This window comes from Shewanella sp. Arc9-LZ (genome assembly GCF_010092445.1).
In the GTDB taxonomy this organism is placed as follows: domain Bacteria; phylum Pseudomonadota; class Gammaproteobacteria; order Enterobacterales; family Shewanellaceae; genus Shewanella.
The window spans coordinates 1,900,707-1,922,364 of sequence record NZ_CP048031.1 but is presented as its reverse complement, the minus strand read 5'-3'; the positions used below and the strand labels follow the sequence as shown (position 1 = coordinate 1,922,364).

At 42.8% G+C, this 21,658-nt stretch carries 15 protein-coding genes, 2 tRNA genes and 3 rRNA genes; 7 read left to right on the top strand and 13 right to left on the bottom strand.

Features of this window, described 5'->3' with window-relative positions; genetic code table 11:
• Window positions 1-2 precede the first annotated feature (2 nt).
• The gene (locus GUY17_RS08210; protein ID WP_162022822.1) at window positions 3-1,499 is read right to left on the bottom strand and encodes an ATP-binding protein; all 1,497 of its coding nucleotides are present in this window, start codon (window positions 1,497-1,499) and stop codon (window positions 3-5) included.
• Between the two features lie 136 nt (window positions 1,500-1,635).
• On the opposite strand from GUY17_RS08210, the gene GUY17_RS08205 reads away from it, so the two are divergent.
• Complete coding sequence (locus GUY17_RS08205) at window positions 1,636-1,899, top strand: hypothetical protein (protein ID WP_162022821.1); 264 nt, start codon at window positions 1,636-1,638, stop codon at window positions 1,897-1,899.
• Between the two features lie 63 nt (window positions 1,900-1,962).
• Window positions 1,963-2,325 carry a hypothetical protein gene (locus tag GUY17_RS08200; protein WP_242445174.1) on the top strand — a complete coding sequence of 121 codons (363 nt, stop codon included), beginning with the start codon at window positions 1,963-1,965 and terminating at the stop codon, window positions 2,323-2,325.
• 67 nt (window positions 2,326-2,392) lie between these two features.
• Here the strand turns inward: GUY17_RS08200 and GUY17_RS08195 are convergent, their stop codons facing one another.
• Both GUY17_RS08195 and htpX read right to left on the bottom strand, forming a co-directional pair.
• The gene (locus GUY17_RS08195; RefSeq protein ID WP_162022820.1) at window positions 2,393-4,912 is read right to left on the bottom strand and encodes a bifunctional diguanylate cyclase/phosphodiesterase; all 2,520 of its coding nucleotides are present in this window, start codon (window positions 4,910-4,912) and stop codon (window positions 2,393-2,395) included.
• A 299-nt stretch (window positions 4,913-5,211) separates the two neighbouring features.
• The gene (gene htpX, locus GUY17_RS08190; protein WP_162022819.1) at window positions 5,212-6,075 is read right to left on the bottom strand and encodes a protease HtpX; all 864 of its coding nucleotides are present in this window, start codon (window positions 6,073-6,075) and stop codon (window positions 5,212-5,214) included.
• Window positions 6,076-6,344: 269 nt separating this feature from the next.
• Here htpX and pepE point away from each other — a divergent pair, with 269 nt between their 5' ends.
• Window positions 6,345-7,052 carry a dipeptidase PepE gene (gene pepE, locus GUY17_RS08185; RefSeq protein WP_162022818.1) on the top strand — a complete coding sequence of 236 codons (708 nt, stop codon included), beginning with the start codon at window positions 6,345-6,347 and terminating at the stop codon, window positions 7,050-7,052.
• A 98-nt stretch (window positions 7,053-7,150) separates the two neighbouring features.
• On the opposite strand, the gene GUY17_RS08180 is transcribed toward pepE, so the two are convergent.
• Window positions 7,151-7,573, bottom strand: a complete 423-nt coding sequence (locus GUY17_RS08180; protein ID WP_123777910.1) for a VOC family protein — start codon at window positions 7,571-7,573, stop codon at window positions 7,151-7,153.
• 101 nt (window positions 7,574-7,674) lie between these two features.
• On the opposite strand from GUY17_RS08180, the gene soxR reads away from it, so the two are divergent.
• Window positions 7,675-8,115, top strand: a complete 441-nt coding sequence (gene soxR, locus GUY17_RS08175) for a redox-sensitive transcriptional activator SoxR (protein WP_162022817.1) — start codon at window positions 7,675-7,677, stop codon at window positions 8,113-8,115.
• Window positions 8,116-8,256: 141 nt separating this feature from the next.
• Here the strand turns inward: soxR and GUY17_RS08170 are convergent, their stop codons facing one another.
• Window positions 8,257-8,703 (bottom strand): Hsp20 family protein, encoded by a 447-nt coding sequence (locus GUY17_RS08170; protein ID WP_101087476.1) that lies wholly within the window; start codon window positions 8,701-8,703, stop codon window positions 8,257-8,259.
• A 371-nt stretch (window positions 8,704-9,074) separates the two neighbouring features.
• Between GUY17_RS08170 and GUY17_RS08165 the strand changes: the two genes are divergently transcribed.
• Entirely contained in the window at window positions 9,075-9,305 is a 231-nt protein-coding gene (locus tag GUY17_RS08165) for a hypothetical protein (protein ID WP_101087475.1), read from the top strand.
• A 732-nt stretch (window positions 9,306-10,037) separates the two neighbouring features.
• On the opposite strand, the gene rrf is transcribed toward GUY17_RS08165, so the two are convergent.
• From rrf to gmhB, 6 genes are all read right to left on the bottom strand, one after another.
• Window positions 10,038-10,153: ribosomal RNA gene (gene rrf, locus GUY17_RS08160) — 5S ribosomal RNA — on the bottom strand.
• Between the two features lie 198 nt (window positions 10,154-10,351).
• Window positions 10,352-13,256 (bottom strand): 23S ribosomal RNA (locus GUY17_RS08155).
• Window positions 13,257-13,604: 348 nt separating this feature from the next.
• Window positions 13,605-13,680: transfer RNA gene (locus tag GUY17_RS08150), tRNA-Ala, on the bottom strand.
• Window positions 13,681-13,817: 137 nt separating this feature from the next.
• Window positions 13,818-13,894: transfer RNA gene (locus GUY17_RS08145), tRNA-Ile, on the bottom strand.
• Window positions 13,895-14,110: 216 nt separating this feature from the next.
• Window positions 14,111-15,653 (bottom strand): 16S ribosomal RNA (locus tag GUY17_RS08140).
• Together the 16S, 23S and 5S rRNA genes with 2 tRNA genes alongside form the textbook arrangement of a ribosomal RNA operon.
• A 773-nt stretch (window positions 15,654-16,426) precedes the next feature.
• Complete coding sequence (gmhB, locus tag GUY17_RS08135; RefSeq protein WP_101088188.1) at window positions 16,427-16,987, bottom strand: D-glycero-beta-D-manno-heptose 1,7-bisphosphate 7-phosphatase; 561 nt, start codon at window positions 16,985-16,987, stop codon at window positions 16,427-16,429.
• A gap of 201 nt (window positions 16,988-17,188) precedes the next feature.
• On the opposite strand from gmhB, the gene GUY17_RS08130 reads away from it, so the two are divergent.
• Window positions 17,189-17,863, top strand: coding sequence for a GntR family transcriptional regulator (locus GUY17_RS08130; protein ID WP_101088186.1), 675 nt, complete (start codon window positions 17,189-17,191; stop codon window positions 17,861-17,863).
• 113 nt (window positions 17,864-17,976) lie between these two features.
• Entirely contained in the window at window positions 17,977-19,059 is a 1,083-nt protein-coding gene (locus tag GUY17_RS08125) for a ketoacyl-ACP synthase III (RefSeq protein WP_101088184.1), read from the top strand.
• 53 nt (window positions 19,060-19,112) lie between these two features.
• Here the strand turns inward: GUY17_RS08125 and GUY17_RS08120 are convergent, their stop codons facing one another.
• Window positions 19,113-19,802, bottom strand: coding sequence for an exonuclease domain-containing protein (locus GUY17_RS08120; RefSeq protein ID WP_101088182.1), 690 nt, complete (start codon window positions 19,800-19,802; stop codon window positions 19,113-19,115).
• Complete coding sequence (locus GUY17_RS08115; protein WP_162022816.1) at window positions 19,802-21,649, bottom strand: DUF294 nucleotidyltransferase-like domain-containing protein; 1,848 nt, start codon at window positions 21,647-21,649, stop codon at window positions 19,802-19,804. Before GUY17_RS08115 ends, GUY17_RS08120 begins: the two co-directional genes overlap by 1 nt.
• Window positions 21,650-21,658 lie beyond the last annotated feature (9 nt).

The window sequence follows — 21,658 nt, the reverse complement described above, 5'->3', positions numbered from 1 at the left end:
AGTCATTCCCTGTGCATAGGTAATTGTACTTCAATACAAAGCCCACCCAATGGTGATGGGAAGGCCTTAATGGTGCCATCATGCGCTTCGACAATATTCTTACAGATGGTTAAACCAAGACCTGCACCACTACCACGGCGTGTGCGGGCACTGTCTTGGCGATACAATGGCTCAAACAGGTGTTCACACTCTTCAATGCTGGCACTGGGCTTAGTATCATTGATGGTTAATATCATCATTTTGGCTTGTTGTGACAATCGCACATCAATTACCCCAGGACTGTCTGTGTAAGCCATAGAATTCATTAGTAAATTAATAAATAGCTGTTCAAGCCGAAGCACGTCGGCAGATAAATACACCCCCGGCTGGAGCTGACTTTGTAGCGTTAGGCCTTTATCTTGTAGGCTGGTAGCCATACTATTAAGCGTGCTGTGTAGTGACTCACTGACGTTCACCCGCTGAAAATGATATCGGAGTCCACCAACATCAGATAAAGACAGTTCATACAAATCATCGACTAAGTGCTTCATGCGCAACACTTCTTGTTCGAGTGAGTTCAGCTGTGTGTTATCGAACGCTCTGATCCCTGCTTTAATCGCATCAATCTCACCACATAATATACTCAATGGCGTGCGCAGTTCATGAGAAATATCAGCTAACCAACGATTTTTAGCACTGCGGTTTTTCGATAGCGTCATGGCGAGATGATCAATATTGGTCATTAATTGACCCAGCTCATCTGCACGCTGAGGTGATAAGCGTTCATCATAATTACCTTGAGATAAATACGATACTCCCAGCATAACTTGTTTAACGGGGATCAGTAGAAAACGTGACAACCACCAAGCAATTGCACTGGCAAGCAGTAAACACAATAAACCGATTCCGATACTGGTCCAACGTTGTTGCTGAGAAAATGCGGTAGCTGAAGACGATTCAACTTCACGAATAGGGCTACTGTATAAATAGCCTACTATACGATCGTTGAATAACAAGGTTAAGCTAATCCGATTATCCACATTGCCAATATCAACGCCGCTAATAAACTGTTGTTCTGCTGAGTATAACCCCGTCGGTGGACCAGAAGGTGGTGAAAAAGGTGGCCGTTGCCTAGGAGGACCTAAACGTCGTTCAGGTCCCATTGGAGGACGATTATCACCTGCAGGTCTTGGCGGTCTTGCCCCGTCGCCTGGTCTATTTCTTTTTGGAAATGGAGCGTGAAGCGAAATGGCTTGTGTTAATGTTTTTTGATTAATCGACTGCCACACTTGTGTAGATTGTTGATCTGTCATTACTGATGGATCGGTTTGTGCTTCCGGATTAGCCGCATAAAGTGTCAATAGTTCATCCGATAAATGCTGTAAACGTTCTTGTTCTAATCCGTTGATATAGTCTAAAAAACCTTGGTCAAAACTCCACCTCGCTAACGATAACGTGGCGATAAGTACAATACTGGTTAGGCCAACGAAGGCCAAGAAAAGCTTTTGAGATATTTGCATAAAATACATTATAACCAGCTATATACGCATAAACTAGTCGCGATAAATAACTGATAAAAATCTCCTCCAATTCTGCACAATTACTCCACATTGTTAGGTTATATTACCTTTAGTTACCTAACCAAGGAGTGTCACTATGACTCTTAAGCCAATCAGTATTGGTCTACTTAGCTTTATGTTATTAGCATCTTTAGCTGCTAATGCTAACCCGCATGATAGAAAGCCACCTAAAGAAGCTGTTGAAGCGTGTGCTAACAGTGTTGAAAATGATCAGGTTAGTTTTGACACCCCGCGGGGCGACACCCTTGAAGCAAGTTGTCAAATTATCGATGGCGAGCTTGTCGCTGTACCTGCCAATGGTCCTGACGATATGAAACAACCACCAAAACAACGTAATTAACAATAATATGTTGCTAGGTAGTTTCATCAAAAATAGATTACAGAGAATATCTAAGGAGTAAATATGCAAGTGACGAGTGGTAATACTTCGATGCAAATGACATCGACCGAAAACACACAAAGACCTCCGCGTCCTGATGGCCCGCCGCCACCAAAAGGCGGTGTCCCGCCTGGGCTAGATACAGCGGTATCGACCTTGTCTGATGATCAACAGCAATTAACCACAGACATGTTGTCATCATTGACCGACGAGCAGCAAGAGTCGTTGAAGTCTATGTTAGATGAATTAAAACCACTTACAGATGGATTAACTGACGAGGACATCGGCAGTATTTTCTTTGAGGCATTGAGCAGTATTTATAATGGTGATAACACCGCAACGGCTAACAGTAATTCAACCTCTGTGAACGTAGATATTTACGCTTAATACAGCATTAAAAAGTCGTAATAGTGATATAAAAGCAGCTTACAAATTATGTAAGCTGCTATTTTATTTACTTTAATTCAATATCAGTGGCCAGGTTAATACGGTTATGGAATATCGGTAAAAACTCGTTAAGATCTTGTGGCAATCGCGGTTTACTGTACAAATACCCTTGAACCAAATCACAGCCATTGAGCCGCAGAAAATCTGCTTGATCGATAGTTTCCACACCTTCAGCAATAATCTGCAAATTCAATGCATGCCCCAGTGCAATAACCGCTTTAGCAATCGCAGTGTTATTTGCATCATGAGGGATATCACGTACAAAAGATTGATCGATTTTCAACTTATCAATTGGTAACTTTTTGAGATAATTGAGAGATGAGTATCCGGTACCAAAATCGTCAATACTCAAGGCAATGCCCATGGCGCCAAGCAATTTCAAATCACGAATAATCGCGTCTGGATCATTCATCATGCAAGACTCGGTGACTTCTAATTCCAAATGTTTGGCCGGTAATCCCGTTTCCAATAAAATCGAGCGCACTTTATCGACAAAATCATTTCTTTGCAGCTGTAAGCTGGCTACATTTACCGAAATGCGTTCAAACATTTTACCTTGGGTTAGCCATTCAACCCCTTGTAAACAAGCGGCCTTTAATACCCACAAACCTATATCCCAAATCAAACCAATCTTCTCTGCTAATGGAATAAACTCTGCTGGAGAGATATTGCCGTAGACAGGATCAGACCAACGAATTAACGCTTCAAAGCCACTAGGAGACAGATCAGACAGTTTCAACTTAGGTTGATAAACTAAATAAAAATCTTCATTCACCAGCGCTTGGTGCAATGCTGTTTGCAGTTTTAATTGCGCTACAGCCTGTTTGGTCATCGACTCAGTATAAAAGGCATAATTATTTCGCCCATCTAACTTGGCTCGGTGCATTGCAGCGTCGGCATTACGTAATAAGCTGTCGTGATCATCACCATCACTTGGGTATATCGCCACTCCCATACTGGCGGTAAGGCGTACAGATTGGGTATTGTCCAATATAAATGGGCGTTCAAATACACTGCGAATACGGTCAACCGATGACGTTACAGAATCAGTTCCCATAATGCTCGGCAACATGACCACAAACTCATCACCACTTAAACGTGCTAATACGTCAAAATCAGATAAAGCGTAAGATAAGCGTTTAGCCAATTCAACCAGAATTTCGTCGCCAATAACATGGCCTAAACTGTCGTTAATGTGCTTAAAGAAATCGATATCTAAAAACACAATAGCCAGCTGCTTTTTAGCCCGATGAGAGTGATTTACCTCTTGCTCTAGCAGTGACATAAATTGCATCCGATTAGGCAATTGTGTCAACGGATCAAAATAGGCTAAGTTTTTCAGCTTTTCTTCATTTTGTTTTTGCGCTGAAATATCGGCAAATACGGCAACATAATACTGAATGATATTGAGTTTATCGAATACAGCACTGATGGTTATCGCTTGCGGAAAAATAGCACCATGCTTACGGCGATTCCAAATTTCACCATGCCATTTGCCTTGGACTAATAAGGTATTCCACAATCGTTCAAAAAAGCTTTTAGGATGGCGACCTGAACTCAGCATTCTAGGGTTTTGGCCTATAACCTCTTCGCGGCTGTAACCGGTAATATCAGTAAACGCTTGGTTAATTTCGGTAATATTGCCATTACTGTCTGTTATCACTACCCCTTCGACTGCATTTTGAAACACATTGGCGGCTAATATGAGTTGATCCTGCGCCTCTTTGTGTTTGGCAATATTGCGAGTCATCCCTATTACCCCGGTCAATTGACCTTGGGTATTATAAATGGGCGCTTTAATGGTTTCGAGCCAAACCTTATTAAAATTAACATCAACTTCTTCACATTCAGACACCACTACAGTCGAACCATTACTGATGGCTAATTTATCACTCTCAATAAATTCATTTGCAGTGCGTTGATCAAAAAGGTCAAAGTCGGTTTTGCCAACAATTTGTTCTGTAGACTTTCGCCAAGCTCGCTCAACACTTTTATTGCACGCTACATAGTGTCCGTTAGCATCTTTAACCCACATATGTTCATCAAAAGCATCAATAAATGACTGTAAATCAACATCGAGCGACACAGACTCAGATGCATTAGAATCAACAGCTAAGGAATTGATATAATAACGAATGGCATTACTTAGCATATCCGCTATGCGTGTTTGCATTGCCGACAAGGGCTTAAATAATGTTTGCTGAGATGGTTCGATAGCTTTGTCACTAAAGGTGATCACACCGATGATATGACCTTTAGATGAACGAATAGGCTGATGATAAACGGTAACATGTTTGTCTACCGTTTGGACACTTTGAGCATCTGCCGCTTTAAGATGTTGTAACAAGCTATCTTGATGTTGTCGCTGGGTATTGTCATCAATACCTTGGCTGGTACAAATAGCTTCAATACTGTTTTCAGCATTAATTTGGTAAAACATGATGGTAAGACGAAACTCGGCAGAAATATCATTTATTTCTAGCTGCCATTCTCTTAATTGTACTTGAGAAATAGCTTTTTTAAGCATATTAAGATCCTGATAATGTTTAATAGACCATGTTAAACGAGCCATACTCAATATGTATGAATACTGTAACAAGTAGTGTTATGAATATAAGTGCCGAGTCTAACTATACATCAGAACCTATCCTATACGCTGTGATTAAACAACAAAATGCAATCGATTCGAGCGGTTAATACTATTAGTTAACTATAATTACCCGATTAATAGGGCATATTCAATCATAACCTAACCCAATAAATAAAAAAGGAGCCAAAAGGCTCCTTAGTTTAACTTTACTATAAATGATGATAAACGCATGAATACTAGCTGTTTTTTAATGCAGCTATACGCTTCTCTAATGGAGGATGGCTCATCATTAACTCAGCCATTGAACGTTTGCCATTAATACCAAAGGCTGACATTTGTGCTGGCATAGCGCCAGATTCAGGCCCTTGACGTAAACGTTCTAATGCGGCGATCATTTTATTTTTGCCTGCTAAACGTGCCGCGCCTTCATCAGCTTTAAACTCACGAATACGTGAAAAGTAAGCTACGATAATCGATGCCAAAATACCGAATAGCATATCAAGTACAAATACTACAGCCATGTAGGCGAACATACCTAGGCCTTCACCTTCTTCGTCATTACTGGAAACAAAATTGTTAATAATGCCAGCAACAACACGCGCAGCAAAAATAACAAAAGTATTCACCACACCTTGGATTAAGGTTAATGTCACCATGTCACCGTTCGCCACGTGGCTCACTTCATGTGCAAGTACACCTTCAATTTCATCTTGAGTCATACCGTAAAGCAAACCAGAACTCACAGCAACAAGCGCATTGTTTTTACTTGGACCCGTTGCAAATGCGTTCATTTCTGGCGACTGGTAAATAGCCACTTCAGGCATCTTAATACCAGACTTTTCAGCTTGGCGTGCAACCGTTTCAACTAACCAACGTTCCATACTGTCACGTGGTTGCGTAATAACTTCACAGCCCATGGTTTTCTTCGCCATCCATTTTGAAATGGCTAAACTGATAAACGAGCCACCAAAACCAAAAATGGCAGCAAATACTAACAGTCCACCCATCGTTGAGGTATTAACCCCAAGAATAGACATTACAATTGAGGCAACCAGTAAGATGGCAAAGTTGGTTGCAATCAACAAAAATATACGCTTCATTTAAGCTCCTGTATGGCAAAAGTGCCGATTTACGATTGTTACTACAGACATAATATGTCCATAAAATGAAAATTCAAGCTTAGTTATATTAAAAAAGATTTATGACTCTTTTTTTAACTTGATAAAACATCGTCTTGAAATTCACGCGAGCAGAGTCTAGGGAGAATTGATTAATTGAAACTGAAAAATAGACTACAAAAACAAACTCTGTGTCGGCAATGATTAATCTTTGATAAACTGTCAAAAACTGAAACCAAAAAGGACTTTTTATGCCCATTAATGCATTAATGTTGAGTGCCTCACGGGTCGGTAATTCGACATATCTAAGCCATACCGTTGAGCTTATTCGTCCACTCACTCAACCAGGACAACAATGGCTGTTTATTCCTTATGCTGGCGTCAGTGTAAGTTATGATGAGTATTTAACAAAAGTGCAAACGGCACTTGAACCCCTAACAATTACCATTAGTAGTATTCATCAGTTTGCAGACCCAAAACAAGCCATTCAAGATGCTGCAGGCATTTTTGTTGGTGGTGGCAATACATTCCAATTGCTCAACGAATTGTATCGCTACGACTTGCTGCACTTAATTCGTGAAAAAGTAGAAAATGGCATGCCGTATGTGGGCTGGAGTGCGGGATCAAACATTACTGGTGCCAGCATTCGTACCACCAATGATATGCCAATTGTCGAGCCGCCCTCGTTTACCGCATTGGGTATATTGCCATTCCAATTAAATCCGCATTACACCAACTACCAAATGCCAGGCCATAATGGTGAAACTCGTGCACAACGGCTGTTAGAATTTACCATGGTCGATCCACTGACACCGGTGATAGGAATCCAAGAAGGCAGCGCGCTATGGCGCCAAGGCGATAAATTACACCTTATTGGTAATGAGACGGCTTATTTATTCCATGGTAAACAACAAGAAGTTGAACTTACCGCTAACAGCGACTTGTCACACTACCTTTAGTCAGCTTACCTGCTCTTAACCTATTACGTTTGCTGATAATCGGTTTTGATCAAAACCATTGGGCTTACTCTATAAGCCCAATGGTGCATATTGATAAGCTACTCGCCATCGTATTGATTTCGCTCACTGGGAATATCCGTTGAGTATTCAACAAACTCAACTTCAAATCCGCTTGGGTCAATAAAGTAACGGCTTTTATAAAAAGGGTCATGTCCGCCCATAATCGCCACCTCAAAACCCACTTGTGACAATCTAGCAACTAATGCATCAATATTGTCCACAACGTAAGCGAAATGTGCCAAACCCAATGCATTACTTTTAAGATCGCGCACCTCGCCACTACCAGAATCATTTAACGATAAATAATGATAATCATCACCAAAGTGAAGCCATTTCCGCGGCGTACCATGCCAAACAGACTCGCCACCACCACGCACTCGCCAGTGTGGAAAGGCCGCTTTATAAAATACTAATGATTCATCTAAGTCATTAACTACTAAATTTAAATGTTCTAATCGCATCACTTATCTCCTTATGGTTAATGCAACACAGCTTAATACCTCAAGCTAACTTGAGGTAAAGCATTATTTTTGCAAAAATGATAAAAAAAATCGGAGGTTGAATGTCAATAGATGCAGAACTAAGTGTTGGCCAAGTCGCCAAACGTTGTGGAATAAACATCTCTGCGATTCACTTTTATGAGCAAAAAGGTCTTATCAGCAGTTGGCGCAATAATGGTAATCAACGTCGTTATACACGAGACGTTATCAGGCGAATATCACTCATCAAAGCTGCGCAACAATTAGGGATATCGTTGGATGATATCAAGCATGCTTTTGCTGCTTTACCCAATGAACGAACAGCGACTAAAGAAGACTGGGCAGAATTATCAAATGTTTGGAATAAATCACTTACGCTGCGGATAACCCAGATGCAAAAATTGAAAGATTCGCTCGAAGGTTGCATCGGTTGTGGTTGTTTATCGATGAAAAATTGCCCACTGTATAATCCTAACGATATTCTTGCAGATCAAGGCCCTGGCCCAGTGCTTTTGAATAAATGATGAATACAAAAAACCTAGTTTGATAACAAACTAGGTGTAAGCAATTGGCTAAATTGGGGGGAGATAAACTAGAAGGTTGAGAATATGGCTTAAATGCTATTAACACCTAAGCCATCAATCGTATTAATTCACAATAACGCCTTAACTAAGGGTGTTGGTAGCAACAATATCAATTTTACGAGGTTTCATTGCTTCTGGAATTTCACGTACTAAATCAATATTTAATAAACCGTGTTCTAATTCCGCACCGATTACTCGTACATGATCTGCTAATTGAAAAGTGCGCTCAAAACCACGCTCAGCAATCCCTTGATGCAAATATTTACGTTCATCACTTGTAGCTGTCTTATTACCTTTTACTAATAGTTTTTCACCTTCACTCATAATATCGAGTTCTGGCATAGAAAAACCCGCGACGGCCATCGTTATCCGATAACGATTCTCGCCTAAAAGTTCAATATTATAAGGAGGATAACCACTGTTGCTATTGTTAGCTGCAGCATGTTCAGCAAGTTGTGCTAAACGATCAAAACCAATAGCACTACGATAAAGAGGTGTTAAATCTGGAGAAATATTAAAATTACGCATGTTCATACCCTTGTCTAAAGCAATATGTAAAAATGACCACAGTCTGTTTGTGGTGTTTAGTTTTCACAGCCCTTACGGCACTGTGGTAGCAAGTTTACTGAAACCTCAATCGAGCATTTCATGATTCGCTCCTGCTACAGAATTAGATATATGGACCTCTGGCGCTATATCAAGTGCAATGGATAAAAAAGTGAGTTACTAATAACCTAAAATAAAAAATAGACTTTATAATCAATAGGTAAAATAATAATTAATTTATAACATAATGAATAAGTTGGTGTTCATTTCACAATGATGACTTTTGTCACTAGTATTTCTGCTTGAAAACGTCACAATAATAGACAATAAATAAAAACAATTAAGGACGCATTATGAACCCACCAACATTGGCATTATTAATTCCTATTCTGGCCATTTTAGGCAGCTTTATTGTCACTATAATGAAGCTCAAGCAACGGCAATCGCATACGACTGCAGAACAAGAAACTAACAATAAAGCACTGCATGATGAAATTAACGCCCTGCGTCAACGAATTGAAGTACTTGAACGTGTTGTTACCGACGATGCTTATGACCTAAAGCAAAAAATAAATAACGCGTAACACTGCCAGAGAGAATCTTAAACAACGCCACCTTATTGAGTGTATTGAGTGGTATTGTTGATTTCATAAAGTTGCTCATCTTAAATAGCCATTTAATTAATGCCATCGAAATAAGCGAGCTCTTTGATTGCGGTCATTATGGAGAGTTAAGGGCTACATATTGTTTTTTTGACACAAAACAGCCCGCTATATGATAGCGGGCTGTTTCGCGACTCTCTCAAGTCAATTAGGCGTCTGGAAATGACCTACTCTTTTATCCCCGAAGGGGACGCATGGGCATATTCGACAAACTGCTGTCATGTTTTGGCCAAAAACAAACTCTACACTATAAATTGCAGACGTAAAAAAGCCCGCTAGATAATAACGAGCTGTTTCGCGACTCTTGCAGCCAATTAGGCACCTGGAAATAACCTACTCTTTTATCCCCGAAGGGGATGCATGGACATATTCGACAAACTGCTGTCATGTTTTGGCCAATAACAAACTCTACACTATAAATTATAGACGTAAAAAAGCCCGTTACGTTAGTAACGGGCTTATCACTACTCTTTCGAGTCAATTAGGCGCCTGGAAATGACCTACTCTTTTATCCCCGAAGGGGACGCATGGGCATATTCGACAAACTGCTGTCATGTTTTGGCCAATAACAAACTCTACACTATAAATTATAGACGTAAAAAAGCCCGTTACGTTAGTAACGGGCTTATCACTACTCTTTCGAGTCAATTAGGCGCCTGGAAATGACCTACTCTCGCATGGGGAGACCCCACACTACCATCGGCGATACTGTGTTTCACTTCTGAGTTCGGAATGGGATCAGGTGGTGCCACAGCTCTATGGTTTCCAGACAAATTTGTTTATCTAACGCACTATTCTTGATGCATTAAATAATAATTCGGAAAGCTGATTGCTTTTACTCTTATTAAGAGTCTTGAGTTCGACAAGTACACGGATGTACTTGATGTCATAAACGCATGGAGCATTTTATGACCACTGTTTAAGCGCCTCATTCTAACACTAAGGTCAGTAAAACCCATCTGGGTTGTATGGTTAAGCCTCACGGGTCATTAGTACAAGTTAGCTCAACGCCTCACAACGCTTACACACCTTGCCTATCAACGTAGTAGTCTCCTACGGCCCTTTAGAGAGCTTAAAGCTCTAGGGATGACTCATCTTAGGGCTCGCTTCCCGCTTAGATGCTTTCAGCGGTTATCGATTCCGAACGTAGCTACCGGGCAATGCCATTGGCATGACAACCCGAACACCAGCGGTTCGTCCACTCCGGTCCTCTCGTACTAGGAGCAGCTCCCTTCAATCATCCAACGCCCACGGCAGATAGGGACCGAACTGTCTCACGACGTTCTGAACCCAGCTCGCGTACCACTTTAAATGGCGAACAGCCATACCCTTGGGACCGACTTCAGCCCCAGGATGTGATGAGCCGACATCGAGGTGCCAAACACCGCCGTCGATATGAACTCTTGGGCGGTATCAGCCTGTTATCCCCGGAGTACCTTTTATCCGTTGAGCGATGGCCCTTCCATTCAGAACCACCGGATCACTATGACCTACTTTCGTACCTGCTCGACGTGTATGTCTCGCAGTTAAGCTGGCTTATGCCATTGCACTAACCGTACGATGTCCGACCGTACTTAGCCAACCTTCGTGCTCCTCCGTTACTCTTTGGGAGGAGACCGCCCCAGTCAAACTACCCACCAGGCACTGTCCTCAACCCCGATAAGGGGCCAGAGTTAGAACATCAAAACTACAAGGGTGGTATTTCAAGATTGACTCCACTCAGACTAGCGTCCAAGCTTCAAAGTCTCCCACCTATCCTACACATGTAGGTTCAATGTTCAGTGCCAAGCTATAGTAAAGGTTCACGGGGTCTTTCCGTCTAGCCGCGGGTATACGGCATCTTCACCGCAATTTCAACTTCACTGAGTCTCGGCTGGAGACAGCGTGGCCATCATTACGCCATTCGTGCAGGTCGGAACTTACCCGACAAGGAATTTCGCTACCTTAGGACCGTTATAGTTACGGCCGCCGTTTACCGGGGCTTCGATCATGAGCTTCTCCGAAGATAACCCAATCAATTAACCTTCCGGCACCGGGCAGGCGTCACACCGTATACGTCATCTTGCGATTTTGCACAGTGCTGTGTTTTTGATAAACAGTTGCAGCCACCTGGTATCTGCGACTGCCGTCAGCTTAGGGAGCAAGTCCCATCACCAACAGCAGCGTACCTTCTCCCGAAGTTACGGTACCATTTTGCCTAGTTCCTTCAGCCGAGTTCTCTCAAGCGCCTTGGTATTCTCTACCCGACCACCTGTGTCGGTTTGGGGTACGATTCCCACTAACCTGAAGCTTAGAAGATTTTCCTGGAAGCATGGCATCAACTACTTCATCACCGTAGTGACTCGTCATCAGCTCTCAGCCTGTACATTAAAGTACGATTTCCCGGATTTGCCTAAGAAATCAACCTACCACCTTAAACGCGGACTACCAACGCCGCGCTAGCCTAGCCTTCTCCGTCTCTCCATCGCAGTTAGCGGAAGTACAGAAATATTAATCTGTTTCCCATCGATTACGCCTTTCGGCCTCACCTTAGGGGTCGACTCACCCTGCCCCGATTAACGTTGGACAGGAACCCTTGGTCTTCCGGCGAGGGAGTTTTTCACTCCCTTTATCGTTACTCATGTCAGCATTCGCACTTCTGATACGTCCAGTGTGGGTTACCCCTTCACCTTCAACCGCTTACAGAACGCTCCTCTACCGCGCACTTCCTAAGAAATGCACCCGTAGCTTCGGTGGTATGTTTAGCCCCGTTAAATCTTCCGCGCAGGCCGACTCGACTAGTGAGCTATTACGCTTTCTTTAAATGATGGCTGCTTCTAAGCCAACATCCTAGCTGTCTAAGCCTTCCCACATCGTTTCCCACTTAACATACACTTTGGGACCTTAGCTGACGGTCTGGGTTGTTTCCCTTTTGACAACGGACGTTAGCACCCGCTGTCTGTCTCCCGAGTAGTACTCATTGGTATTCGGAGTTTGCAAAGGGTTGGTAAGTCGGGATGACCCCCTAGCCTTAACAGTGCTCTACCCCCAATGGTATTCGCTCGAGGCGCTACCTAAATAGCTTTCGAGGAGAACCAGATATCTCCGAGTTTGATTGGCCTTTCACCCCCAGCCACAAGTCATCCGCTCATTTTTCAACATAAGTCGGTTCGGTCCTCCAGTTGATGTTACTCAACCTTCAACCTGCCCATGGCTAGATCACTCGGTTTCGGGTCTACACCTTGCAACTAAACGCGCAGTTAACACTCGGTTTCCCTACGGCTCCGCTATTCGCTTAACCTCGCTACAAAATGTAAGTCGCTGACCCATTATACAAAAGGTACGCAGTCACGGTCTCAAGAACCGCTCCCACTGCTTGTACGTATACGGTTTCAGGTTCTATTTCACTCCCCTCACAGGGGTTCTTTTCGCCTTTCCCTCACGGTACTGGTTCACTATCGGTCAGTCAGGAGTATTTAGCCTTGGAGGATGGTCCCCCCATATTCAAACAGGATGTCACGTGTCCCGCCTTACTCGTTTTCATCTATGGTTAGTTTTCATGTACGGGGCTATCACCCTGTGCCGCTGTGCTTTCCAACACATTCCACTAACACCCCATAGACTTAAGGGCTAATCCCCGTTCGCTCGCCGCTACTAGGGGAATCTCGGTTGATTTCTTTTCCTCCGGGTACTTAGATGTTTCAGTTCCCCGGGTTTGCCTCACTACACTATGTATTCATGTAGTGATAACAGCTTATGCTGCTGGGTTTCCCCATTCGGATATCGTTAGCTCAAATGCTTATTACTAGCTCGCCAACGCTTTTCGCAAGTTATTACGTCCTTCATCGCCTCTGACTGCCAAGGCATCCACCGTATACGCTTGGTCACTTAACCATACAACCCAAATGAGTTTCACTTGCGTGAACATCTGGGCCATATCATGACCAGCTGGTTTTTACTTGTCTCACCTCCGACCAGGAAGTGGACTCGCCTTAGTTTTTTAGAATATTCAAGACACTTAAACAGTGTTTTGAGAACTCAAGTGTTAATGCTTTCGCATTAACGTTTTTCGCACTAACATCATCACACCAATAACAACGAATCGTCATTCATGCGCCTTTAGTTAGTACTATCAGCTTTCCAAATTGTTAAAGAGCGGGCTTAAAAAAGCCAAAGATAAAATTTCGTTTATCTTTGGCATCTCTAACCTATGCATATGCTTATCGTCATGATAAGTGTAAATGGTGGAGCTATGCGGGATCGAACCGCAGACCTCCTGCGTGCAAGGCAGGCGCTCTCCCAGCTGAGCTATAGCCCCATTTACATGCAGTTGAGATTAATATCAAGTATCCAATCATAAGATTGGCGAAGCCAAATCGAATTTTAACAAGTTAATTCAATGCGACGTTTAGTTGACTAAACGAGTATTTAATTAACGCAGATAAAATGAAGATTTGGTGGGTCAGAGTGGACTTGAACCACCGACCTCACCCTTATCAGGGGTGCGCTCTAACCAGCTGAGCTACAGACCCATTCTTTTTGGTCTTTTAACCCTTACTCGGCGTTACTTTCTTCGTTTCTCAGTCATGTGCTAAACGCACACTCCCTGCGAGACTCATCAAGTGCCTTGATTAAGAATCAAAATCCTCAAAAATACCTTTCGATATCTTTCTCTTTCTTCTATCAAGTAATCTGTGTGAACACTCACATGCATCTCTGCACTTTAGGTATTGAGTTAGTCATATAGGTAAGGAGGTGATCCAGCCCCAGGTTCCCCTAGGGCTACCTTGTTACGACTTCACCCCAGTCATGAACCACAAAGTGGTGAGCGTTCTCCCGAAGGTTAAACTACCCACTTCTTTTGCAGCCCACTCCCATGGTGTGACGGGCGGTGTGTACAAGGCCCGGGAACGTATTCACCGTGGCATTCTGATCCACGATTACTAGCGATTCCGACTTCACGGAGTCGAGTTGCAGACTCCGATCCGGACTACGACGTACTTTGTGAGATTAGCTCCACCTCGCGGCTTTGCAACCCTCTGTATACGCCATTGTAGCACGTGTGTAGCCCTACTCGTAAGGGCCATGATGACTTGACGTCGTCCCCACCTTCCTCCGGTTTATCACCGGCAGTCTCCCTAGAGTTCCCACCATTACGTGCTGGCAAATAAGGATAGGGGTTGCGCTCGTTGCGGGACTTAACCCAACATTTCACAACACGAGCTGACGACAGCCATGCAGCACCTGTCTCACAGTTCCCGAAGGCACAAGTCCATCTCTGGTCTCTTCTGTGGATGTCAAGAGTAGGTAAGGTTCTTCGCGTTGCATCGAATTAAACCACATGCTCCACCGCTTGTGCGGGCCCCCGTCAATTCATTTGAGTTTTAACCTTGCGGCCGTACTCCCCAGGCGGTCTACTTAATGCGTTAGCTTGGGAGCCCAGTGACTAAGTCACCAAACTCCGAGTAGACATCGTTTACGGCGTGGACTACCAGGGTATCTAATCCTGTTTGCTCCCCACGCTTTCGTGCATGAGCGTCAGTCTTTGTCCAGGGGGCCGCCTTCGCCACCGGTATTCCTCCAGATATCTACGCATTTCACCGCTACACCTGGAATTCTACCCCCCTCTACAAGACTCTAGTTCGCCAGTTCCAAATGCAATTCCCAGGTTGAGCCCGGGGATTTCACATCTGGCTTAACAAACCGCCTGCGCACGCTTTACGCCCAGTAATTCCGATTAACGCTCGGACCCTCCGTATTACCGCGGCTGCTGGCACGGAGTTAGCCGGTCCTTCTTCTGTAGGTAACGTCACAGTAATAGTTTATTAAACTATTACCTTTCCTCCCTACTGAAAGTGCTTTACAACCCGAAGGCCTTCTTCACACACGCGGCATGGCTGCATCAGGGTTTCCCCCATTGTGCAATATTCCCCACTGCTGCCTCCCGTAGGAGTCTGGGCCGTGTCTCAGTCCCAGTGTGGCTGATCATCCTCTCAGAACAGCTAGGGATCGTCGCCTTGGTGAGCCATTACCTCACCAACTAGCTAATCCCACCTAGGTTCATCCAATCGCGGAAGGCCCGAAGGTCCCCTCCTTTCCCCCGTAGGGCGTATGCGGTATTAGCAGTCGTTTCCAACTGTTATCCCCCTCGACTGGGCAGATCCCTAGGCATTACTCACCCGTCCGCCGCTCGTCACCTCAGGAGCAAGCTCCCTTGTGTTACCGCTCGACTTGCATGTGTTAGGCCTGCCGCCAGCGTTCAATCTGAGCCATGATCAAACTCTTCAATTAAAGTTCTTTTGAAAACCCCACTCTTATAAATAAGAACGACGCTTTCGGCTCAATGAATTCTGATTTCATTTAAAAGACTCGGAAGAATCAATTAAATGTTTGTACATATTACTATGAACACTCATCGTTGCATTGAGTTTAAATTTTTGATTGCCAACATTCCGAAGAACAGAAGACAATTTCGAATAACTCAATACCTGTGAATGTCCACACAGATTACTTGATAAATTATTAAAGAGCGGACCTGGTAACTAGCGTTAGACGCTGCGTTCCGTGTCAGTGGGGTGTATTATAGGGAAAACTTTTTATAGCGCAAGAGCTTTCTACGGTTTTTATGACTATTACGGCCCAACTGCATACTATTTGAACTTAAAGCCATATTTATTGAAGTTTTTGCTGACTTTATAACCATAAATGGCTCGCTACAACGAACAGCAAATTTATTTTATCTACCTATATAAGGCTTATTATGCGGCTCAGCGTGGTTTAAGTGGCTAATTTAGCTTGTTGAGACCAAAACATAACTGAAACGGCGTTAATTTCATGTTAACTTCGTAGCAACTTTTAGTAGCACGAACGATTTGGCGTTAATGGATGACATATCTTTATTTGGATTAGGGGTTTGTTAGCAACAAAAATATGCTGACTAGTATATAAAGGAAGAGAAAGTCTAAAACTAAGTAATTGTTACACTGAAAATCTCTGTTCATATAGAAGTCGGTGAAAGCTTATATATGAACAGTTGAAATGATAGCTTTGAATTGGCGATTCTATTATTTTGTGAGTAATTGACTTAGCAGACTCGGAACGTCAGCGATACTGTCAACCACTGCACTGGCAAGTTCAACTCCGGCTTCGTCTACTACTTTACCTGAACGAACCAAAATGGCAGTGTTAATGCCAGCCGCTTTTGCTGCGCGCATATCATCAGCTTTATCACCCACCATTACAGACTGGCTCATATCGATTTTCAAGAATTCTGCAGCATCGAGCATCATGCCGGGTTTTGGCTTTCTGCAATCGCAATCTTGCTTATATCCACCTAGGCCTTTTTGTGGATGATGCGGGCAATAGTAGATACCATCAAGTTCGACACCTTTATCGGCAAAGTTCCAATCCATCCATTCCGTTAAATGATGAAAATCATCTTCACTGTACATGCCACGAGCAATGCCGGATTGATTGGTCACCACTATTAATAGGTAACCCATTTGCTTTAATGCAAGGCACGCTTCAAATACACCGTCGATATATTCAAAGTCGTCCACTGTATGAACGTAACCATTGTCTTTATTGATCACACCATCACGATCGAGAAATACTGCTTTATTCAACCTAACACTCCTTAAACTCTTTCTTGTGTCGATTATCCCATTGAGATGAATTTGGGGCCAGATAATCTGAATATTTTTATTAATTTGTTTATTTACCGCCATTTTATGAGCTTAATCTGCATAATTGTATAGGTTTCACTTTATAAAGCGGCGGCTAAGCGTTACCCTTGCTCGAAGAAATTAGTGATTATTATAGAATACATGAGCAATATACCTCCTATTATTCATAAAACGCGTACGCAACTTGTTGTAGAGGCGCTCAGAGAACGGATCCTTTCTGGTGATATACAAGGAGGAGAACCGCTCAGGCAGTCTGCTATTGCAGAACAGTTAAATGTAAGTCGCATTCCCGTTCGTGAAGCGTTAGTTCAGTTAGAAGCTGAAGGCTTAATTAATTTCGAACCGCATAAAGGCGCGACGGCAACATTGTTATCTGTTGAGCAAGTCACTGAATTATTTGAATTGCGCGCTATGATCGAATCGGATTTGTTGGCTAAGGCCATCCCTAACCTATCTGACAATGATATTGCCGAAGCTGAAGCCGTACTGGTTAAACTTGAATTGGCATTTAAACTGAAAGAATCAGTAGCAAGTTGGAGTGAGCTTAATACTCGATTCCATACTCGTTTATACCAAGCGGCTAATCGACCTCATACAATGGAAGTGGTTAACGGTTTAAACACCAATTGCGATCGCTATATTCGTCTGCAGTTGTTATTTACTGGCGGGATCCCTATCGCCGAAAGAGAACATCGAGTGTTACTCGAATTATGTAAAAAACGTGACATCGCAAAAGCCACTACTTTGCTGCGTGAGCATATCTTGCATGCTTCGGCTTCAATCACGAAACTGGTAGAACAAAAGATTAAGTCATAATAACAAATCTTAGTCATGACCATTTAAGCATTTAATATCAACAGATTAATTTTAAGCTGTTGTTTTTGTATATAAATTCAATTAACTATTGAAACGTATTGAGAGAACTTCTTATGCAGTATGCACACATTACCGGTTGGGGGAAGTCAGTTCCGCCCGCAACATTGACCAATGAAGATTTAGCCACATTCATGGAAACGACGGATGAATGGATTAAAACACGTACTGGTATTAGTAAGCGTAACATCAGTCACGTCAATACTTCTGAAATGGCGTCGGTTGCAGCTAAGCATGCACTTGCCGCTGCAGGGATTGATGGCAGTGAATTAGATTTAATTATTCTAGCCACCGCCAGCCCTGATACCTTGATCCCAAATATTGCGTCTACGGTACAGGCCAATATTGGCGCTACCTGCGGTGCATTTGATATTAACGCTGCTTGCAGTGGATTTTTGTATGGCGTTGGCTTAGCTAGCTCAATGATAAAAAGCGGCCAAAGTAAGAAAATTCTCATTATTGGCGCTGAACGTTTATCTTTTTACCTTGATTGGTCTCGACGTGAAACCGCTGTGTTATTTGGTGATGGTGCTGGTGCTGTTGTGCTAGAAGCCAGTGACCAACCTGGTGGCGTATTAGGTTATGAATTAAATAACGATCCTGAAGGTCGCGATATTTTAAAGTCTAACTTTGGCACCCAGATGGATAGATTTGACAATGACTCATTGGATTTTTACATTCATATCAATGGTCAAGATGTGTTTAAACGTGCGATTCATGGCATGGGAAGTTTAAGTAATAAGGTATTAGACAAATGTGGTATCAACATCGATGATGTCGACTTTGTTATTCCGCATCAGGCAAACGAACGTATTATTGATACTTTAGTAAGCCGAATGAAAATTCCAAAAGAAAAAGCTTTCGTCAATATCGCTGATTATGGCAATACATCGGCTGCCACTATCCCGATTGCGATTTGTGATGCGTTATCTCAAGGTAGAATTGAAGCCAATCAAACGATTCTATCTTGCGCGTTTGGTGCTGGATTAACCTCGGCTGCCTTACTGCTAAAATGGGGCGAACGCACCACGCCAATTAACACCAGTGATGCAGCATTACCGCCTTGCGATAAAACCGCACTTGAATTGATTAAACCTGCGGTTGATTATTTTTTCAATAAAGCTAAAAACGCAGAATAAGCAGTATTGTGCGTTTAATAGAAAAGCCAGTCTCGATGACTGGCTTTTCTTTTCTAGCGAAATACATTAATTAAGTCTTTAACCGACAACTTTTTAATATCTCCCATCGCTGCCACTTGAGCCAACAATAACTCTGCACAAGATAATGCATCAATAAGCGCATTGTGAGCAGAATAAACGGGTAAACGGTAACGTTCACGGCTTGCATTCAAGCGTAACGAGCCTTCTTTCAATACCGATTGTTGCATTAAACAACGTTTTTTTTCTATGGCCAACGTATCGATAAATACCAACGGAATTGATTGACCAAAACAGCGTATCAACTGCTGCTGAATAAACTGTATGTCTAATGGTGCATGGTGCGCCACTAAAATATAACCCTTTGTTTGTGATAAAAACCAATCAATTGCCTCGGCTAACGTTAACGCCATATGCAATTGATTATCGACAATACCGTGAACCGTCGCGCTATGACCCACACTGCCACTAATGGATATCATCATATGTTGTGCTTTTTCAAGCGGAATGACACCGTTGATAATTGGTACCAAACCGATACTGATGACTTGATCATGGATTGGATCTAAGCCCGTCATTTCAAGATCAATCGCCATCAATGGAGCATCTAGAAATAGTGTTGTTAATGCCGGCGTGATTGCTTCTAAATATGTATTTAATGGCGACGGTAAAGTGGTCATTTTTTTACGCCACAACACCGTTTTTACCCACCAAAAATTGACCACTAGAAACTCCTCATGAACTTAAGCTTTATTCCTGCTTGTGCATCGTGCACCACTTTAAATGCATCACGAAGCTGATGACGCATTAATGAAGAAAGATGTTGTGGTTTAAGATAATTGTTCACTGGTAAATTATTGGTGGCTTGGTAACCTTGATTAGCTAGACGCATGTGCGCAATGAACTCATGGGCATCCGCCAAATTAAGTGCATCTTTACGATTAATAATATTAGCGTCCATTAACGCTCTGATCCGCTTAGCAGTATTAACCTCTTTGATACCTGCACTTAACGCATATACTCTGGCAATGTCATTAATTAATGCACTGCCCTTATGCTTTAAATCCATACCTTTCACTTCACTACCATCACGCTCAAGGACAAACTTCCTAAAAAAGCCCAATGGCGGTGATTCAGTTAACGAGTTCCCCGCCATTCCGGCAAGGAAAATATCGTTATTTTGTGTAGCGGCTAAAACATCATCTTGCAGTTCACTGAATAAACTCAATGGCCCAAACACTGGGCGCATGTCGAAAAATATACTGGCATGCATTAAAGCTTTTGGTTCCGGCGTGTTTACCCATCTAGAGAAAAGCCCCTTCCACTTCACCAGTGACAAGCGCCATTTGGGATTTTGCGCCATAATGTCACCAGGGCAATAAATATAACCACATTCATCTAAGCCCTTACATACCGCTTTTGTTAATGCTTCAAAATAAGCACCAGCAAATTCATCGGGTTCATGTGCCAGCAATAAGCCATTATCTTGGTCAGAACAAGCAACCTGATCTTGCCTGCCTTGGGAACCAAAAGCCAACCAACAAAACGCCATTGGTGCCTGACCTAAAATCTGTTGATTCAATTCAATCAGCCGACGCGTTAATGCATCAGTTACCGAGGTTAATACTCTACCTATCTCTTCAGCTCTAGCATCGGCACTGATTAAATTTTGTAATAGTAGCGGGATTTGCTTACTCACTTGAATAAGTTTCTCTATATTCGCTTGCCGTCCTATTTCGCCAATAAGCAGTAGAGGTTGTGAGCTTTGCGAACGCAAAATATCAGTACTAGTGATCATCCCTAACGCACGGCTTCCATCAACCACAGGTAAGTGGTGAATATTATGTTCACTCATCGCCAACATTGCTTCGAATACTAGCGCGTTGACATGAGTTGTCACGGGATTGATGGTCATGGCTTGACTCACCAGCGTATTGACATCTAAGCCTTCTGCGATAATTCGATTACGTAAATCTCGATCGGTCAAAATACCGGTTAATTTTTGATTATCGATAACGAGCACCGATGAGACCCGGTGTTCACGCATTAATTTAGCCGCATCCATAACACTGGCATGAGCGTCGATGATAATGGGCTGAGATGACATAATTGAAGTAATACGGCTAGTCGTGGTCAAGTCTTTAGCGGTAAATTTAGTTTCATTGCGTAAGCGTTTAGCAAAAGCACGAGCAAAAAATTGATCAAAGCTGCGATGTTCAGAACGTAATTGGGCAAAGACTGATTGTGGTAAATGATAAACCAAACCATCTTCTAAAATGGCCACTTTATTAATGACCTTTTCACCCGATAATAAGGTGGAAAAACCAAAACATTCTCCTTCGCCAACACGGTCAACCAATACACCTTCAGGATCGCGCACTTCAAATGCACCGCTGCGCACAATGTACAATTTCGGATTGTCTTTATCGAACTCAACAAAGGCAGACGCTTTACTGTAATAACCGACGCTAATCTTTCTCGCACAATATTGAATACTATCTTTAGGTAGCGTGTCGAAAGGCGAATGTGCTGCTAAAAACTGCTCTACGGGTTGTAACTCACTGGCATCCATTAATCATTT

What these genes read in the sequence shown, in the direction of transcription:
- GUY17_RS08210 (WP_162022822.1), bottom strand. Translation starts at nt 1,499, where the DNA reads ATGCAAATATCTCAAAAGCTTTTCTTGGCCTTCGTTGGCCTAACCAGT.
- GUY17_RS08205 (WP_162022821.1), top strand. Translation starts at nt 1,636, where the DNA reads ATGACTCTTAAGCCAATCAGTATTGGTCTACTTAGCTTTATGTTATTA.
- GUY17_RS08200 (WP_242445174.1), top strand. Translation starts at nt 1,963, where the DNA reads ATGCAAGTGACGAGTGGTAATACTTCGATGCAAATGACATCGACCGAA.
- GUY17_RS08195 (WP_162022820.1), bottom strand. Translation starts at nt 4,912, where the DNA reads ATGCTTAAAAAAGCTATTTCTCAAGTACAATTAAGAGAATGGCAGCTA.
- htpX (WP_162022819.1), bottom strand. Translation starts at nt 6,075, where the DNA reads ATGAAGCGTATATTTTTGTTGATTGCAACCAACTTTGCCATCTTACTG.
- pepE (WP_162022818.1), top strand. Translation starts at nt 6,345, where the DNA reads ATGCCCATTAATGCATTAATGTTGAGTGCCTCACGGGTCGGTAATTCG.
- GUY17_RS08180 (WP_123777910.1), bottom strand. Translation starts at nt 7,573, where the DNA reads ATGCGATTAGAACATTTAAATTTAGTAGTTAATGACTTAGATGAATCA.
- soxR (WP_162022817.1), top strand. Translation starts at nt 7,675, where the DNA reads ATGTCAATAGATGCAGAACTAAGTGTTGGCCAAGTCGCCAAACGTTGT.
- GUY17_RS08170 (WP_101087476.1), bottom strand. Translation starts at nt 8,703, where the DNA reads ATGCGTAATTTTAATATTTCTCCAGATTTAACACCTCTTTATCGTAGT.
- GUY17_RS08165 (WP_101087475.1), top strand. Translation starts at nt 9,075, where the DNA reads ATGAACCCACCAACATTGGCATTATTAATTCCTATTCTGGCCATTTTA.
- GUY17_RS08130 (WP_101088186.1), top strand. Translation starts at nt 17,189, where the DNA reads ATGAGCAATATACCTCCTATTATTCATAAAACGCGTACGCAACTTGTT.
- GUY17_RS08125 (WP_101088184.1), top strand. Translation starts at nt 17,977, where the DNA reads ATGCAGTATGCACACATTACCGGTTGGGGGAAGTCAGTTCCGCCCGCA.
- GUY17_RS08115 (WP_162022816.1), bottom strand. Translation starts at nt 21,649, where the DNA reads ATGGATGCCAGTGAGTTACAACCCGTAGAGCAGTTTTTAGCAGCACAT.